Annotated in this window: 15 protein-coding genes; 5 read left to right on the forward strand and 10 right to left on the reverse strand. The window is 66.1% G+C overall.

The window, feature by feature from the left end:
- The first annotated feature begins 65 nt into the window (after positions 1-65).
- On the forward strand, positions 66-1,034 hold the full coding sequence (locus G6N09_RS18285; RefSeq protein ID WP_083023185.1) for an acyl-ACP desaturase: 969 nt from the start codon (positions 66-68) through the stop codon (positions 1,032-1,034).
- 44 nt (positions 1,035-1,078) lie between these two features.
- Here the strand turns inward: G6N09_RS18285 and G6N09_RS18290 are convergent, their stop codons facing one another.
- Positions 1,079-2,287, reverse strand: a complete 1,209-nt coding sequence (locus G6N09_RS18290) for an oxygenase MpaB family protein (RefSeq protein ID WP_083023187.1) — start codon at positions 2,285-2,287, stop codon at positions 1,079-1,081.
- Between the two features lie 55 nt (positions 2,288-2,342).
- Between G6N09_RS18290 and G6N09_RS18295 the strand changes: the two genes are divergently transcribed.
- Positions 2,343-2,972, forward strand: a complete 630-nt coding sequence (locus G6N09_RS18295) for a TetR/AcrR family transcriptional regulator (protein ID WP_163752856.1) — start codon at positions 2,343-2,345, stop codon at positions 2,970-2,972.
- A 16-nt stretch (positions 2,973-2,988) separates the two neighbouring features.
- Here the strand turns inward: G6N09_RS18295 and G6N09_RS18300 are convergent, their stop codons facing one another.
- On the reverse strand, positions 2,989-3,624 hold the full coding sequence (locus G6N09_RS18300; protein WP_083023191.1) for a VldE C-terminal domain-containing protein: 636 nt from the start codon (positions 3,622-3,624) through the stop codon (positions 2,989-2,991).
- Between the two features lie 200 nt (positions 3,625-3,824).
- Here G6N09_RS18300 and G6N09_RS18305 point away from each other — a divergent pair, with 200 nt between their 5' ends.
- Both G6N09_RS18305 and acnA read left to right on the forward strand, forming a co-directional pair.
- Positions 3,825-4,157: a DUF732 domain-containing protein gene (locus G6N09_RS18305; RefSeq protein ID WP_083023194.1), complete on the forward strand. Its 333-nt coding sequence runs from the start codon at positions 3,825-3,827 to the stop codon at positions 4,155-4,157.
- An 81-nt stretch (positions 4,158-4,238) separates the two neighbouring features.
- A complete protein-coding gene (gene acnA, locus G6N09_RS18310; protein WP_083023196.1) occupies positions 4,239-7,037 on the forward strand; it encodes an aconitate hydratase in 2,799 nt (932 codons plus the stop codon).
- A gap of 10 nt (positions 7,038-7,047) precedes the next feature.
- Here the strand turns inward: acnA and G6N09_RS18315 are convergent, their stop codons facing one another.
- From G6N09_RS18315 to G6N09_RS18345, 7 genes are all read right to left on the reverse strand, one after another.
- On the reverse strand, positions 7,048-8,112 hold the full coding sequence (locus G6N09_RS18315; RefSeq protein ID WP_083023478.1) for an ABC transporter ATP-binding protein: 1,065 nt from the start codon (positions 8,110-8,112) through the stop codon (positions 7,048-7,050).
- A gap of 13 nt (positions 8,113-8,125) precedes the next feature.
- Positions 8,126-8,977 carry a carbohydrate ABC transporter permease gene (locus G6N09_RS18320; RefSeq protein WP_083023199.1) on the reverse strand — a complete coding sequence of 284 codons (852 nt, stop codon included), beginning with the start codon at positions 8,975-8,977 and terminating at the stop codon, positions 8,126-8,128.
- The gene (locus G6N09_RS18325; protein ID WP_083023201.1) at positions 8,974-9,858 is read right to left on the reverse strand and encodes a carbohydrate ABC transporter permease; all 885 of its coding nucleotides are present in this window, start codon (positions 9,856-9,858) and stop codon (positions 8,974-8,976) included. The genes G6N09_RS18320 and G6N09_RS18325 overlap by 4 nt, the downstream gene beginning before the upstream one ends.
- Positions 9,855-11,192 (reverse strand): ABC transporter substrate-binding protein, encoded by a 1,338-nt coding sequence (locus G6N09_RS18330; RefSeq protein ID WP_083023480.1) that lies wholly within the window; start codon positions 11,190-11,192, stop codon positions 9,855-9,857. Before G6N09_RS18330 ends, G6N09_RS18325 begins: the two co-directional genes overlap by 4 nt.
- Before the next feature lie 13 nt (positions 11,193-11,205).
- Entirely contained in the window at positions 11,206-13,119 is a 1,914-nt protein-coding gene (locus G6N09_RS18335) for a YhgE/Pip domain-containing protein (protein WP_083023203.1), read from the reverse strand.
- A 2-nt stretch (positions 13,120-13,121) separates the two neighbouring features.
- Complete coding sequence (locus G6N09_RS18340) at positions 13,122-13,784, reverse strand: ATP-binding cassette domain-containing protein (protein ID WP_083023482.1); 663 nt, start codon at positions 13,782-13,784, stop codon at positions 13,122-13,124.
- A gap of 133 nt (positions 13,785-13,917) precedes the next feature.
- Entirely contained in the window at positions 13,918-14,826 is a 909-nt protein-coding gene (locus G6N09_RS18345; RefSeq protein ID WP_083023204.1) for a sigma-70 family RNA polymerase sigma factor, read from the reverse strand.
- A 72-nt stretch (positions 14,827-14,898) separates the two neighbouring features.
- On the opposite strand from G6N09_RS18345, the gene G6N09_RS18350 reads away from it, so the two are divergent.
- Positions 14,899-15,252, forward strand: coding sequence for a DoxX family protein (locus G6N09_RS18350; protein ID WP_083023206.1), 354 nt, complete (start codon positions 14,899-14,901; stop codon positions 15,250-15,252).
- A 1-nt stretch (position 15,253) separates the two neighbouring features.
- Here the strand turns inward: G6N09_RS18350 and G6N09_RS20170 are convergent, their stop codons facing one another.
- Entirely contained in the window at positions 15,254-15,841 is a 588-nt protein-coding gene (locus G6N09_RS20170; protein ID WP_165756568.1) for an isochorismatase family protein, read from the reverse strand.
- Between the last annotated feature and the right edge of the window lie 69 nt (positions 15,842-15,910).

Raw genomic sequence — 15,910 nt, forward strand, 5'->3', positions numbered from 1 at the left:
TGTGCCCCCGGCGGGTTACGCTTGCGGTGCATTGGGGGGGCCCACGTGCAGTCGAGAGGGATGCGATGTCGAGGCAGTTGGCCGATCTGGAGATACTGCGCGAGCTGGAGCCGATCGCTGCGACCAATGTGAACCGGCACGAGTCGGTGGCAATCGCTTGGAACCCGCATGATTACGTGCCCTGGGACCGTGGCCGCGATTTCGCTGGGATTGGCGGAATCGACTGGTCGCCGGAGCAATCCCAACTCAGCGATATCGCGAAGGCCGCGATGGTCACGAACCTGCTCACCGAGGACAACCTGCCGTCTTATCACCGGCAGGCGGCCAAGTACTTCTCCAGCGACGGCGCCTGGGCGGCCTGGGTCGGCCGATGGACCGCCGAGGAGAACCGCCACGGCATCGTGATTCGCGACTACCTTGTTGTGGCACGCGGGGTCGACCCGGTGGCTCTGGAGCAGGCACGAATGCAGCACGTCACCAATGGTTTCGCGGCGACTGCCGAGGAGGAGTCGCGACACAAGACGGACTTTCTGCTCTCGGTCGCCTACGTGACCTTCCAGGAGCTCGCCACTCGCGTCAGCCACCGCAACACCGGCAAGGTCTGCGATGACCCTGTCGCCGACCGGATGCTGCAACGCGTTGCCGCAGACGAGAACCTGCATATGATCTTCTATCGGAACATCGCCTCTGCTGCATTGGATCTGGTTCCCGACCAGGCTCTGGAAGCCGTCGCTGCAGTTGTCGAGAACTTCAGGATGCCGGGTCAGGGTATGCCGAACTTTCGCCGCAACGGGGTGCTGATGGCCAAGCACGGAATTTATGACCCCCGCCAGCATTTGGACGAAGTCGTACTGCCGACACTGCGTAAGTGGCGGATTTTCGAGCGCGATGATTTCAGCTCACGCGGGGAGCAACGCCGTGAAGAGCTGGCTGCCTACCTTGAAAACCTTGAGCGCCAAGTCATCAGGTTCGAGGAACAACGCGACCGTCGGCTCGCTCGGGATGAACTCAAGAAGGGCATGCAACCGGTCTAGCGCCTCGGGTCTCGCGAGAGCCAACACCGAGCCGGCCCAGATCGCTACGCCGAGTGCGCTGCCGCAGGATGCCCAGCACTGTCCGGCGCGGCGTCGACCAGGTCATGGTGAACCCCATAGCGCGACCGCTGTTCGGCCATCAGGCCCGGATAGTTGGCCATGGCGCGTCGCGTCCGCAATGGGTTCACGCCGGGAATGCGGGCCAGCACCTCGTTGACCCCACCGACTGCCGGACCGATCACCCGCGGCAGATGCTTGAACGGCGTGTCGGCCACGCCCAATCGGCTGGCATTGGCATCGCCGAGAAACGCCCGGGTCATGCCATTGATGATGCTCACGCCCACCCGGTGTTTCCATGCCCCGCCGAACGGCAGCAGCTCGGCTATCTCACGCGCCAGGTAGTCGTGGGTCAGGGCGCGGACGAAGTCGCGATCCCCGTCGTCGGGCTCTACCGCGGTCAGGGCGTACAGCTCGGCGATCCGTATTTGATCTGCTTCGGTGACCGGGTTGAGTTCCTCGGCAACGCCGTTGAGCCGGCCGACGTAGCGCCAGAAGTGATAGATGTCGTCGAGCTCGGCACGGGTGTAGCGGACGCCCAGCTGATGCATGGCCGCCAGGGCGATCCGGCCGAACTCGACGATGGTGAACGCCATGTAGCTCTGCGGGATGGGCGCCCCCCACGCTTCGGTGTCCCAGTCGCCGTCGCTCAACAGGTGACGCCGGACGAAGGCGTGAATCATCCGGACCCGCACGGTGGTGGCCAGGCCGGCACCGTCGCGGCGCAACCCACCGGGGGTCAGGATCTCTTGGAGCCATGCGCCCACCTCGATCGACCGCACCGCGGCCTGGCTGGTGTAGCGACCGGTGAGCACCAGCGGCATGCCGGCGACGGCGTTCATGGCACCGGCGGTCAGTGAGGCCGCGCCCAGGACGATCCCGTAGGACGCGGTGTGGCGGACGATGTGCCCCACGGCTCGGTCCAAACGGTCGTGGTCGAGCCAATGGGGTTCGTGGTCGATCTCGGCGAACAATGCACGCAGCGATTGCGGCGCTGCCTCGACCGTGTCAATGCCGTCACGCAGCGCGGCTCGCAGCATGGCCATGCCGGCGCCGGGCGGCAATGTGGCGAAGTCGGCGACGACGGCATCGGCCGGCGGGTCGGCGATCTGGGTGCCGGCTATCCAATCGCGGCCGGCCTTGCCGTATCGCGCGACGGCCTCGGCGGCGTTGGGGATCTGGGGCACATTTGCCATGCAGCTATGTAAACATGAGAGGGCCTCACTTACTACTCACTTTGAGGAGAGCGCCATGCCCGCTGCCGCGCGGTCGCGCCCGCAACAGCAACGGGCCCGCGAGATGCGCCACAGGCTGCTCGACACCGCCCGCCAGCTGATCGCACGCCGCGGCGTGGAGACCCTGACCACTCAGACCATCGCCGACGCCGCCCATGTCAGTATCGGCACTGTATATCGCTATTTTCCCGACCGATCCGCGATCATCGCCGAGTTGGTGGACGACGCGACACGAGACATCTCACTCCAACTGGTGCGCGTGGTGGGTCAAGCCCTCGACCTCGATGTCGACCAGGCAGCGCTGATGATCGTGGACACGTTGACGACGGCCTATGAAAGCCACGCCCCGATCTTGCTCGCCGCGTTGACGTCCTCATCTTTTGATGTACCGCCGTATCTCAACCACACCGCGATGGACGAGATCGAGCGCAGCCTGCTGCCGCTGGGCAGCGTGATCCCCAGCCGGGCACGGCCGGACTTGACGCCTGCGCAGTTGGACGATCTGGTGTTCGTGACCATGGGGGTGACGTCGAGCGCCTGTCTACGTATCGCCCTGCAGCGGCCCGCTCACGCAGATCGCGACGCGATGGTCCGGCTGACCGCGACCATGCTGGCTGCCGCGCTGACTGCCCCGGGAGGGCCCTAGAGGGCCGGGGCGCCGGTCAGCGCAGGTAGATCTCGGCGCCGCTGGGATATCCCCCGCCGGTGGTGGTGACGTGGACGTGGTCGTAGTGGCCGTAACCGCCACGTTGAGCGCCACCGCCTGGGGTGTAGTACACGCCGCGCCAGATGGCGTCCTGCAGGCCGAATCGGCCGGCGTTCTCCATCACGTACGCCACGATCGAATCGCCGAGCGCGATGCCCTCGGCGCTGCTCGGGTTGGGAACCATCACATCCAGGGCCAGACCGTTGGGGTGCCAGCGCAGCGCGTCGGCCCGCACCCCGCCGATCTGCATGATCTGGGGAAAGGCGTCGCTGATGCTGCGCGCAGCCTGGATCGTCCTGACTTGCAGGCCCCGCTCCGGGGCGACCCCGGCGGACAGAAACCGCGGGACGGTGCGCGTTCGCGATGCCACCGCAAACCGAGCCGGCGGACCGGCTTCGGGTGCCGCAACCGGCGCCGCGACCAGCTGCAAACCGCCTGGTGAATTGTCTTCGGCAACCACCGCAATGGCTTCTTTCGGCACCGCAGGATTGGCGCTACCGCCCACAGCAAAGAACATTGCCGCTGGAGCGAGGACTGCAGCCATCAATACCGAAGAGCGTTTGCGCTGGCTGGCTAACTCGTGTCGGCCCACGGAGAGACACAATACGAGAAATTTGGCTAATAGTCACAAATTTATAAACCTCATAAATTCCTTATGTCTCGCTCGTCACATCCGAATAGGCGGCACGCGCCACATCGCGCGCTATTGACGCAGGTGAAAGCTGCAATGCAGCCGACGCCCACCACCGGCAAAGGAAGACCACCTAAGCAGATGGGTTTACACTGGGTCTCATGAAATCGACGACCCTCGCCGCGGCGGTCCTGGGCTTGGCCGTGACCCTGGCAGCACCGGCCCACGCCGACCCCGACACCGATTTCGCCAACCAGCTTCACACCTACGGGATCTACGGCCCGCGCGACTACAACGCCTGGCTGGGCAAGATTGTCTGCGAGCGCTTGGACAAGGGCGTCGACGGTGACGCGGCCAAGTCGGTCCGCTTCATCACCCCCAACCTTCAGAAGGGCACCAACCAGGCCCAGGCCTGGCAATTCCTGGGCGCCTCGGTCAACACCTACTGCCCCGACAAGCGGCCGGTACTGGAGCGCGCAGCACAACAGAGCTGATTCCGGCCCGCTCCCCTGGTCCCGGCACGATCACGGACCTAGGGTCGGTAGTAACCGATCCGACCGGTGGGAGGGCCCGCGATGGCCACAGGCAGAAACCTCGACAGCTTCGGAACCCGTGACCGGCTGACGGTCGAGGACACCACGTATCAGATTCGACGCCTCGATCGCGTCGAGGGCTCGGCTCGTCTGCCCTACAGCCTGAAGGTTCTGTTGGAGAACCTGCTGCGCAACGAGGACGGCCGTCTGGTCACCGCCGAGCAGATCAGCGCGATGGCCGCCTGGGATCGCACCGCCGCGCACGGCCGCGAAATCGCCTACACGCCGGCACGCGTCCTGATGCAGGACTTCACCGGGGTGCCCTGCGTGGTCGACCTGGTCGCCATGCGCGACGCGATCGCCGAACTGGGTGGCAAGACCACCCGCATCAACCCGCTGTGCCCGACCGAGCTGGTGATCGACCACTCGGTGATCGCCGATGTCTTCGGCCGCGCCGATGCCTTCGCGATCAACACCGAGCTGGAGTTCGAGCGCAACGCCGAGCGCTACCAGCTGCTGCGCTGGGGACAGCAGGCGTTCGATGACTTCTCCGTGGTCCCGCCCGGCACCGGCATCTGTCACCAGGTCAACCTCGAATACCTGGCACGCGTGGTGTTCACCCGCAGCAGTGCCGATGGCCCGCTGGCCTACCCCGACACCCTGGTCGGCACCGATTCGCACACCCCGATGGTCAACGGCCTGGGCGTGCTGGGTTGGGGCGTCGGCGGAATCGAGGCCGAGGCGGCCATGCTCGGCCAACCGATGAGCATGCTGATCCCGCCGGTGGTCGGCCTCAAACTCACCGGCGAACTGCCGCCCGGCACCACCGCCACCGACCTGGTCCTCACCGTCGCCGAACTGCTACGCGCCACCGGCGTGGTGGGCAAGTTCGTCGAGTTCTTCGGCCCGGGAGTGGCCAATGTTCCGCTGGCGAACCGCGCCACGATCGGCAATATGAGCCCGGAATACGGGGCCACCTGCGCGATCTTCCCCGTCGATCGCGTGACCTGCGACTATCTGCGACTGACCGGCCGATCCGAACACCAGATCAAGCTGGTGGAGGCCTACACCAAAGAGCAGGGCATGTGGCATGACCCGGATCGCGAACCGGTGTATTCGCAGACGCTGGAGCTGGACCTGGGCAGTGTCGAGCCGTCGATCGCCGGCCCCAAACGCCCGCAGGACCGGATTCCCCTGCGCCTGGCCCCGCACACCGTCGCCGCACTGCTCGACGGCGCCGAGACCACCGCTCAGGCCCTGTCGGACCTGGACAAGGCGTCGGCGGATTCGTTCCCGGCCAGCGACCCGATCGCGTTCGGTCACTCCGAAGTGGAAGGCAAACCGAGGGAGCCGTGGGCCGGTGGGGACAAGCTCCCCTGGCGCACCGACGCCCAGCCGATCGAACTCGCCGACGGCACCCGCACCGAGATCGACAACGGCGACGTCGTGATCGCCGCCATCACGTCCTGCACCAACACCTCCAACCCCTCGGTGATGGTCGGTGCGGCACTGTTGGCACGCAATGCCGTCGACAAGGGGCTGACACGCAAACCCTGGGTGAAGACCACCTTGGCGCCCGGGTCGCGGGTGGTCACCGACTACTACGAGCGGGCGGGCCTGACCCCCTACCTGGACGCGCTCGGCTTCAACCTGGTGGGCTACGGCTGCACCACCTGTATCGGCAACTCGGGACCCCTGATCCCCGAAGTGAGCCAGGCCGTCGTCGACAAGGACCTGACCGTGTGTTCGGTGCTGTCAGGCAACCGCAATTTCGAGGGCCGCATCCACCCCGAGGTCCGGATGAATTTCCTGGCGTCCCCGCCGCTGGTGGTCGCCTACGCGCTGGCCGGCACCCTGCGCGTCAACCTGCTGACCGACCCGTTGGGCACCGGCACCGGCGGCGAGCCGGTGTATCTGCGGGACATCTGGCCCACAGAAGCGGACGTGGACGCCGTCGTAGGAGACAACTTGCATTCCGAGATGTTCACCACCAGCTACGCCGACGTCTTCACCGGCGACCAGCGGTGGCGATCGCTGGATGTTGCTGAGGGGAACACCTTCTCCTGGGCGCCGGAGTCCACCTATGTGCGCCGGCCCCCGTACTTCGACGGTATGACCCGCGAGCCGGCGGCACTCACCGATATCGCCGGAGCCCGGGTGCTGGCCAAACTCGGCGACTCGGTCACCACCGACCACATCAGCCCTGCCGGCTCCATTCGATTCGACGCTCCTGCGGGAAAGTATCTGTCGGAGAACGGAATCGAACGCAAGGACTTCAACTCCTACGGCTCTAGGCGCGGCAACCACGAGGTGATGATCCGCGGCACCTTCGCCAACGTGCGGCTGCGCAACCAACTGGCGCCCGGCACCGAGGGCGGCTTCACCCGCGACTTCACCCAGCCGGACGGTCCGGTCAGCACCATCTACGACGCATCGGTGAACTACCTCGCCGCCGGGACCCCGTTGGTGATCCTGGCCGGGAAGGAATACGGATCCGGCTCCTCACGGGACTGGGCCGCCAAAGGCACTGCGCTGCTGGGAGTGCGAGCCGTCTTGGCGGTGTCCTACGAACGCATCCACCGATCCAACCTGATCGGCATGGGGGTGCTCCCCCTGCAGTTCCCCGACGGAACCGACGCGGACTCGCTGGGCCTGACCGGCGAAGAGACCCTCGACATCACCGGGGTTACCGCACTGGGCGAGAGCATCCCCGACACGGTGCAGGTACGGGCCGGTGACATCGAGTTCGATGCCACGGTGCGTATCGACACCCCCGGCGAAGCCGACTACTACCGGCACGGCGGCATCATGCACTACGTGCTGCGGCAGTTGCTCGACTGAGCGGGGGTGCTCAGCCGACGCGCACTCCGTCCATGTCGAAAAAGTGCAGGTCCGCCACGTCGGGACGCAGTGACAGCCGGGCGCCCCGCGTCACCTCGGTGTCGCCGGGAACCCGGGCGACCACCGAGTGCCGGGCCTGTGGATCCACCGTCGAGCCGTATAGATAGGTGTCGGCACCGAGTTCCTCGACGAAATCCACCTCGACCACGAGCCCGCCGTCGGCGATCCGCAAGTGCTCAGGCCGCACCCCGACCGTGACTGACGCTCCCGCGGAACCGATCCGACGATCTACTTCGATTCGGTAGCCGCCCAAAGCCACCCCGCCGTCGTTCACCGGCACGGTGAACAGGTTCATCGCCGGCGATCCGATGAATCCGGCGACGAAGACGTTGGCAGGGCTGCGGTAGAGCTCGCGTGGCGGCGCGCACTGCTGCAACACGCCTTCACGCAGCACCGCGACCCGATCCCCCATCGTCATGGCCTCGACCTGATCGTGGGTGACGTAGACGGTGGTGATCCCCAGTCGACGTTGCAGTTCCGCGATCTGATTACGGGTCTGCACCCGCAGCATGGCGTCGAGGTTAGACAGCGGCTCGTCCATCAAGAACACCTGCGGGCGCCGCACGATCGCGCGGCCCATCGCAACTCGCTGACGCTCGCCGCCGGACAGGTCCTTGGGTTTGCGCGACAACAGCTCGGACAGGCCCAGCAACTGGGCGGCCTCGGAGACCCTGGCGCGGATCTCGGCCTTGGGTGTCTTGGCGATCTTGAGCGCGAATCCCATGTTCTGGGCCACGGTCATGTGCGGGTAAAGCGCGTAGTTCTGAAACACCATCGCGATGTCGCGGTCTCCGGGGTCAGTCCCGGTCACGTCGCGGTCGCCGATGTAGATGTGCCCGGAGTCAACGGGTTCCAGGCCCGCCAGCATCCGCAACGTCGTGGTCTTGCCGCAACCCGAGGGCCCGACCAGCACCATGAATTCGCCGTCTCGCACAGCCAGGTCTAACGCGTCGAGCGCGGGACGGCCAGCACCGGGATAGTTCCGGGTCGCCGCGTCGAAGGTCACTGCTGCCACTGTGTTCTCCTGACTACCGTCCGCCGAAACCGGTCGCCGCGATTCCACTGACGAAGGCGCGCTGGGCGATCGCGTAGATCACCACCAACGGTGCCAGCATCAACATGGATGCCGCCATCAACACCGGCCATTCGGCGACGTACTCCCCCTGCATCCATACCAATCCCAGAGTCAGGGTGGCGATGCCCTTGCGCTGGATCATCAACAGCGGCCACAAGAAGTCGTTCCAGACGTTGATCCAGGTCAGTACCGCCAACACCATGACCGCAGGTTTGGCGTGCGGCAACAGGATCCGCCAATAGATGGTCCACGGCGAACAGCCGTCCAGAATGGCGGCCTCTTCCAGGTCCGCGGGAAGAGTGACGAAGAACTGCCGCATCAGATAGGTGCCGAATGCACTGCCGAACAACCCGGGAATGATCATCGCCCACATGGTGTCGGTCCATCCGAAGACCCGCATCAGGATGAACTGCGGTATCACCGTGACCGTCAACGGCACCATCAGCGTCGCCAGGTACACCACGAACAGGGTGTCGCGTCCGGTGAACGGCAATCGCGCAAAGGCGTAGCCGGCCAACGAGCAGAAGAAGACCTGACCGGCCGTGACGCAGCCGGCGTAGAGGACGGTGTTGATCAGCATGTGCCAGAACGGCATCCGGGCAAACACCTCGGCGTAGTTCGACCACTGAAGATGCTCCGGCAGTAGCGCAGGCTGGCTGATCTCGGACTGGCGCTTCAGCGACCCCGCCAGGGCCCACAGAATCGGGAACAGTGCGCAGGCTGCGACGGCGCCCAACCCGGTGTAGACCCCCAGCAGCCCGCCGATGCGGTGCCGCGCGGCCGGCCCTGAGCGGCGGGCCTTCACTGCTGCACCGCGTTTCGGCGCGAGAGCCGCAACTGGACGACGGTCAAGACCAGCAACACCGCAAACATCACCCAGGCCAATGCCGCGGCGTACCCGAAGTCCAGGAAGGCAAAGGCATGCTGGAACAACATGATGGCCAACACATAGGTACCGGTCTCGGGGCCGCCGCTGCTTCCGGTGAGCACGTACACCAGATCGAACGCCTGGAAGGCGTTGATCACCGAGATCACCACCACAAACCACACCGCGCCGCGGATCATCGGCACGGTGATCGACACGAAGCGCCGCACCTCTCCCGCGCCATCGATCCGGGCCGCCTCATGCAGGGAGTCCGGTACCCCCTGCATGGCCGCCAGCAGAATCACCGTCGCGAACGGGACGCTCTTCCAGACGCTGACCAGACACAACGAGGCCATCGCCCAGTGTGGTTCGGTGAGCCACGGGACCGGGCCGACACCGAACCACCCCAATGCGATGTTGAGCAGCCCGCTGTCGGTGTTGAACACGAACTGCCACACCACCGCGATCACCACCGACGAGACCGCCAATGGCAGAAATGCGATGGCCCGAAACAGGCCGATGCCCTTGACCGTGCGATTGAGCAGTCCGGCCACCGCCAGGCTGATCAGGACCGTCGGGACCACGGTCCCGACGGTGAACACCGCCGTATTGCGGACCGCGATACCGAACAGCGGGTCGGCAGTGAACAGTTCCCGATAATTGGCCGCGCCCACGAACGTCGGCGCCCTGAACAGGTCCCAGCGCTGGACACTCATATACAGCGAGAACGCCAGGGGGAAGGCCATGAACACCGCAACCCCCGCCAGGTTCGGGGCGATGAACCAGCGGCCCGCGCGGGCACGTCTGCGAGTGGGATTCATGTCGAGGCCAGCACTTCGTCGATCTGCGGTGTGAGATCACGTTTCAGACTGGCCGCGGGCCGCTTGCCGCGCAGCACCGGGCCGATGGCCCGGTCCATCAACGCGTGGACCTTCTGCCACTCCGGGGAGATCGGCAGTCCCTCCGAATGCGCCGGACCACCCGTCAGCACCTCGAGGTGGCCGATCCCGGCGTGTGCCGCGGCGAATCCCGGCGACGTGATCGCCGAACGCAGTACCGGAACGAAGAGCCCGGAGCCTGCGATCAACCCCTGACCTACCGGGCCCGCCGCGAACTTCACGAACTCCCACGCCTGCTCTCGATGTCGGCTGTCGTCCGCGATAGCCAGACCGGTGCTGCCGATCGCGGACCGGGCGGCCAAACCCTTAGCGGCAGCCGCCGGCCCGGTCGGCAGCACCGCCACGTCGAAGTCGAGATCTTCGGCCTGCGCGAAGGTCTGATAGCGCCAGTGCCCACCGAGGGCCATCGCCGCATTGCCCGCGCTGAACAGGCCCATGGTCGACATGGACTGGGTATCCGCCGCGGCGGGCGCCACGCGATGCCGGTTGGCCAGATCCGCGTAGAACTGGATACCGGCGAGAAAGTCGTCGTCGTCGAAGTTCAGGTGCGTCGGATTGAACCGCGGCACCGCCCACGGCGTGCCGTTGTTCATGCCGAACAACGCCGCGGAATAGGGCGGTGACCAGGTGTCGACGAAGCCCCACTGGTTGGTTCGGCCGTGTGCAGACCGTTGGGTCAGTGCGGTGGCGGTGGCCAGGAACTCGTCGAAGGTCCAGGGTGTGTCCCAACGACCTGGGGGTGGCGCCAGACCGGCCTCGGTGAAGATCCGGCTGTTGTAGAACAGGAAGGCACCCGACCACTGCTCGGGGAACGCGTACTGGCCGCCGTTGAAACCGAACGTCTCATAGAGCGCAGGAATGCTGTCGGCATGCAAAGTCGCCGCGAACTGCCGATCCCGATCCAACAGGGTGTTGAGGTCCGCCAGGACGCCGCGCTCGGCAAGCCCCGCGTAGTTGAACTCCCAGGCCATCAGCACATCCGGGCACTTGCCGCCGGCACAGAACGTCGACATCTGTTGGGTCGGGTCGCCGCCGGCCAATATCGCGCGCACCCGGATGCCGGGGTGCTCACGCTGGAACGCGTCGACGATCCGCATCCGGGCCTCGGCTTCTTCCGGGTTGGCCGCGAAGAAGAAGGTCAGTGCGTCATCGTCATTGCCGCAGGCCGATGTCCACGGCAGCAGCGCCGCCGTCCCGAGCGCGCCGGCGCCGCGCAGCAGGGTGCGTCGCGGGAGCGCACGCGCACCGGACGACAGCACCGGGGAACCGTCAGACTTCGATCGGTGGGTAGAGGCGCTCGAGGGTGAATTGGCGATCTCGTCGTGCCGCCCAGGAGCTGGCGGCCAACGACACCACCAGGATGCCCGCCAGCACGGCGACCGACGTCCACATCCGCTCGTCGATGCCACCGACGGTCAGCTGCCGTAACCCGTTGACGGCGTAGGTCATCGGGTCGTAGGGGTGCAGTATCTGGAAGGGTTTCGCGGTGGTCTCCACCGGATACACGCCGCCGGAGGACACCAGCTGGAACATCAGGAAAGCCAGAGTGAACACCCGGCCGACAGCCACCCCGAGCAGGGCGTTGAAGGCCTGGATCATCGCCAGGAACGACGCGGCGATCAATCCCAGGAAGGCGACCGTTCCCAGCGCGTATCTGGCCTGCAATCCCACGCCGAAGTGCACCACCGTGTACATCAGCAAGACCTGGCAGATCCCCAACAACAGGGCCGGCCAGTATGAGGCGAGCACGACTCGCAGTGCGCCTACACCGTTGACGATGGCGCGAGTCTGCAACGGTGTCAGCAACATCCACACGATCAGTGATCCGATGAACAGTGCCAGCGGCAGGAAGAACGGCGCGAAGCCGGTGCCGAAGGTGGCCGCGTGGTGGGTGAAATCCATGTCGACACCGACCGGACTGGCCAGGGTCGCAGACACCTCGACTCGCTGTTGATCGGTGATGGTCGAGGCACGCTGATCGGCCTCACCCAGCCCTGAGGCCAGCTGCGCGGCACCGTCCTTGAGCTGATTGCTCCCGTCCGTCAACTGGACCAGGCCGTCGCTGAGTTGGCGCCCACCGGCCTCCAGCGCGGCGGCGCCGTCGCGAAGCGCGATCACATCCGACCTCAGACCACCGTCGAGAACGTGCGTCATGAAGGTGCGCAGCCCACTGTTCGGATCGGCCAGATCCGTCTCCAGCTCTTGAGTGTTCGCGCGCAGTTCGGCCAGCCCCTCATCGGTGGCCGGGTCGATACCCTCGACATCGAGCAGACGCTGGGCGCCGGCAAGGGTGTCACCGAGTCCCTGCACCGCCGGGTCAGGGTTGGCGCGCAGGCCCTCGACCACCTGATTGACGATCCCCGCGGCCTGCTGATAGTTGACGTTGAGCGAGGCGATGCGATCGGTCACCGTCTTGAGGTTGCCGCCGAGCCTGCCGGCAGCCGCTCCCGCCGCGTTGGGGTCGAAACCCATGGCAGCCAGGTCGTCGGTCACCTTGATCAACGGCTCGGTGGCATGGTGGACGCCGGTCGAGAGCTGACGGATGCCATCGGCAAGCGCGACTGATCCATCGCGGGCGGTTGCCAGGTTCTCGGCCAACGTCGCCGAACCGTCGGCAATCTGCCCCGCGCCGTCGGCGGCCTTCTTGACTTCGTCGGTCACCTGATTCAATGCGGTGCCGATCACCTCCTGGCCGACCTTGGCGCTCACCTCGTTGAGCACCTCGCGGGCGGCGTTCTGCCCCATCACCGAGGCCAGGTAGTTGTTGGCGTCGTTGAAACGGAACTGGATCTGAGCCTTCTGCGGGTGCGGCCCCGCCGGTGACACCACCGCCTCGCTGAAGTCCGCGGGCAGGGTGATCGAGAAGTAGTACGTGCCGTCGGAAACCCCTCTGGTGGCTTGGCTTTCCGACACCTGGTGCAGATCGAGTTGCTTGGAATCCACCAGCGCGCGGGTGACTTCATCGCCGGCATGCAACTGCTCACCGGAGACCACGGCCCCGGTGTCCTGGTTGACCAGGGCGACGGGGATTTTGTCAATGGCGGCGAACGGATTCCAGAACGCCCACAGATACATGGCTCCATACAGCAGCGGCAGCACGATGATGGTGATCAGCGCCAGCCGCGGCATGGTTCCGCGCGAATAGCGTTTCAGGTCGGTGCCCAGCGACATTCCGGCGAGCATGGTCAGGCGTTCCTCTTCTCGTGACGGCCGTGGACGAGCTCGGCGCGCTCTAGATGGTCGACGGTGATCTGTGCAGCAAGACCGAATCCATCGGGAATCGGATTGGCCGACGAGGTGATCACGGTCTGCTGTGCTCCCAGGGCGACCAGCCGCGTCAGCAGAATGGCGCGATCGCGACTGTTCTTGATCTCGTCGATGCTGCCGACCACCAGCAATGGTGGGCGTGCGGTGTTGGCCAGGGCGATCCGCAGCAGCAACCCGGTCAATTCGTCGAGGTGCTCGACGTAGTCGTGCATCTGGGGCAACGGCAGGTCGCCGAAGACCGGGCCGCAGATCACGTCGCGCTCGGCATCACCGGCGCGGCGGACCAGCTGGTACCAGGGTGCATCCCAGCGGATCTGTTCGGTGATCAGGTCTTCGACCGTCACGGACTCGAATATCGCGTCGATCTGTTCGATTCCGGCCAGCGCAGCGTTGTCGAAGATGTCGCGAGCCCGCCGGTGCCCGAGCACGGTGAGGGTGCCCGACGACGGCTTCATCCGGCCCGCCAAGTTCATCATCAGTGCGGTACGCCCCGATCCGGGAGGACCGACCAGCACGGTGGCACCACCGGCGGGAATGTCCAGGTCGAGCGGCCCGAAGACCCGCCCCCACGGCCCGGTCATCGTGATGCCGCGGGCGGTCACCGCCACGGGCGGCTTGGCCTCTTCGGCTTGCGTGTCATCTGGCACGGACGTTCCCCTCACACATCGGTTCGCGTGACCCATCAAAGCAGAATCGGGCTGCTGTGAAGCGTCCTCAGGAGTTCTCGCGGTCGCGGGGCTGCCCCGGCAGTTGCAGGGTCGCGGCGCGCAGCCGGTCGGGCCCACCGGCGATGTCGAGGGCATGGATGCGCCCGTCGCCCCCGATCTCGAGGCGTATCAGGGCCACCAGGCGGTCCCCGGGCGCGATCGCGATGCCCGGGGCGCCATCGATGAGCAGCACAGCACCGGCGCGCGTGCGCTCGGTGAAGCGCCGGGTCTCGGTGGCGACCTCGGCGGCACCGCGGATCTGAACCGGAACGCCGTCGGGCAGCAATACCGGGTCAGCGCGACGCACCACATCGGGAGCCAACAGCTGCAGCAAGGTCGGGATATCACCGCCGCGCGAGGCAGCCAGGAACGCATTCACTATCCGCAGGTGCTCGGCGTGCACTGCCGGCTGCTCGGCGGGTGCCGCCTGAAGTCGGGCCCGAGCGCGGCTGGCCAGCTTCTTGGCGGCGTCCGGCGAGCGATCCAGCAGCGTGCCGATCTGGTCGAACGGGACGTCGAACAGATCATGCAGCACAAACGCGACACGCTGCGCCGGCGACAACCGGTCCAGCACCACCAACAGCGCTCGATTGATCGCCTCGGTACGCAGCACTTCCTCGTCGGCGCCGGGCAGCGCCACGGCAGAGGTGTGATCCAGCTCGGACGATGGCGGCAGCCATTGCTCGGCCCGGCGCGAACGCACCCGCAACTGATCCAGGGCGACGCGCGCGGTGATGGTGGTGAACCAGCCGGGCACATTGTCCACCTCGGCGAGATCGGCCCTGCTGGCCTTCAACCAGGCGGATTGGACGGCGTCTTCGGCGTCTGCTGCCGAGCCCAGCAGATGCAACGCCACTGAATGCAGGCGGTGACGCTCGTCCTCGAACCGTCGGGTCAAAACGTCGGGGTTGCTCATGGGTCACCTTTCCCGTTCGGGAGTCGTCAAAGAGGTATCTCCATATCCACCGACGACAGAGAGAGCAACACCATGAGCCTACCGACCCTCACTGTGGCGACGGTTGCGGTGACCGCGGCCATCACCCTCGCGATCGCGATCGCCGACTTCGTTCCGGCGCAGTTCGTCCTGGCCAATTCGGCGCAGGTCGGAGTGCCCAGATCGTGGCTGGTGCCGCTGGGAGCTGCAAAGCTGGCCGGGGGCGTTGGTCTGCTCGCCGGGCTCGCCGGCTTCACCGCGGTCGGGATCGCCGCCGCGGTGGGGCTGGTCGCGTTCTTTGTCGGGGCCGTCGTGGCGCATGTGTGGGCCGGAGTGTTCTACAACATCGGTTTTCCGGTCGTCTACCTGCTGGCATCGGCGGCGTCGTTGGTGATGCTGCTGGCGTGAGTCACCCGGATCGCGGCGACTGATCGGTCTCTGCCAGGGCGACACCGGCGTCGCGCATCGCTGCCAGCGCGGCAATGGTTCGCTCGGTGGTGGTCCCTGCGGTCAGATGTGGCAGCACAGCGGTGTCAAACCCGGCCCGGAAGGCGGCTACGGCGGTGGCTCGCACACAGTGATCGGTGGCCACACCCACCACGTCGACGCTGGCTACCCGGTGCCGGCGCAGCCAATCACCCAGCGCGGTGCCGTCGGCGTCGGAGCCCTCGAACCCGCTGTACCCCGCGCTGTAGGCACCCTTGCGAAAGACCGCCTCGATGCGGTCGGTGTTCAGCGCGGGATGAAACTGTGCCCCCGGACTTTCGGCCACACAGTGCGGCGGCCAGGACGTCTGATTGTCCGGGCATGCGGAGAAATGCTCGCCAGGGTCGATGTGCCAATCCTGGGTGGCCACCACATGCGCATAGCGTTCGCGCGCCTCCGGGCTCTCGAGGTAGCGGCTGATGGTGGCGGCGAGTGCGTCAGCGCCATCGACCGGAAGCGCTCCCCCGCCGCAGAAATCGTTCTGCATATCGACGATGATCAGCGCCCGCATGCGGTCACAGTATCGTCGGCGCCGCAAGGCTTCTCGCGCGCACAGTGCCCAGGACACCAGGACCGCCAC

The sequence above is a fragment of the Mycolicibacter minnesotensis genome (genome assembly GCF_010731755.1).
In the GTDB taxonomy this organism is placed as follows: Bacteria; Actinomycetota; Actinomycetes; order Mycobacteriales; family Mycobacteriaceae; genus Mycobacterium; species Mycobacterium minnesotense.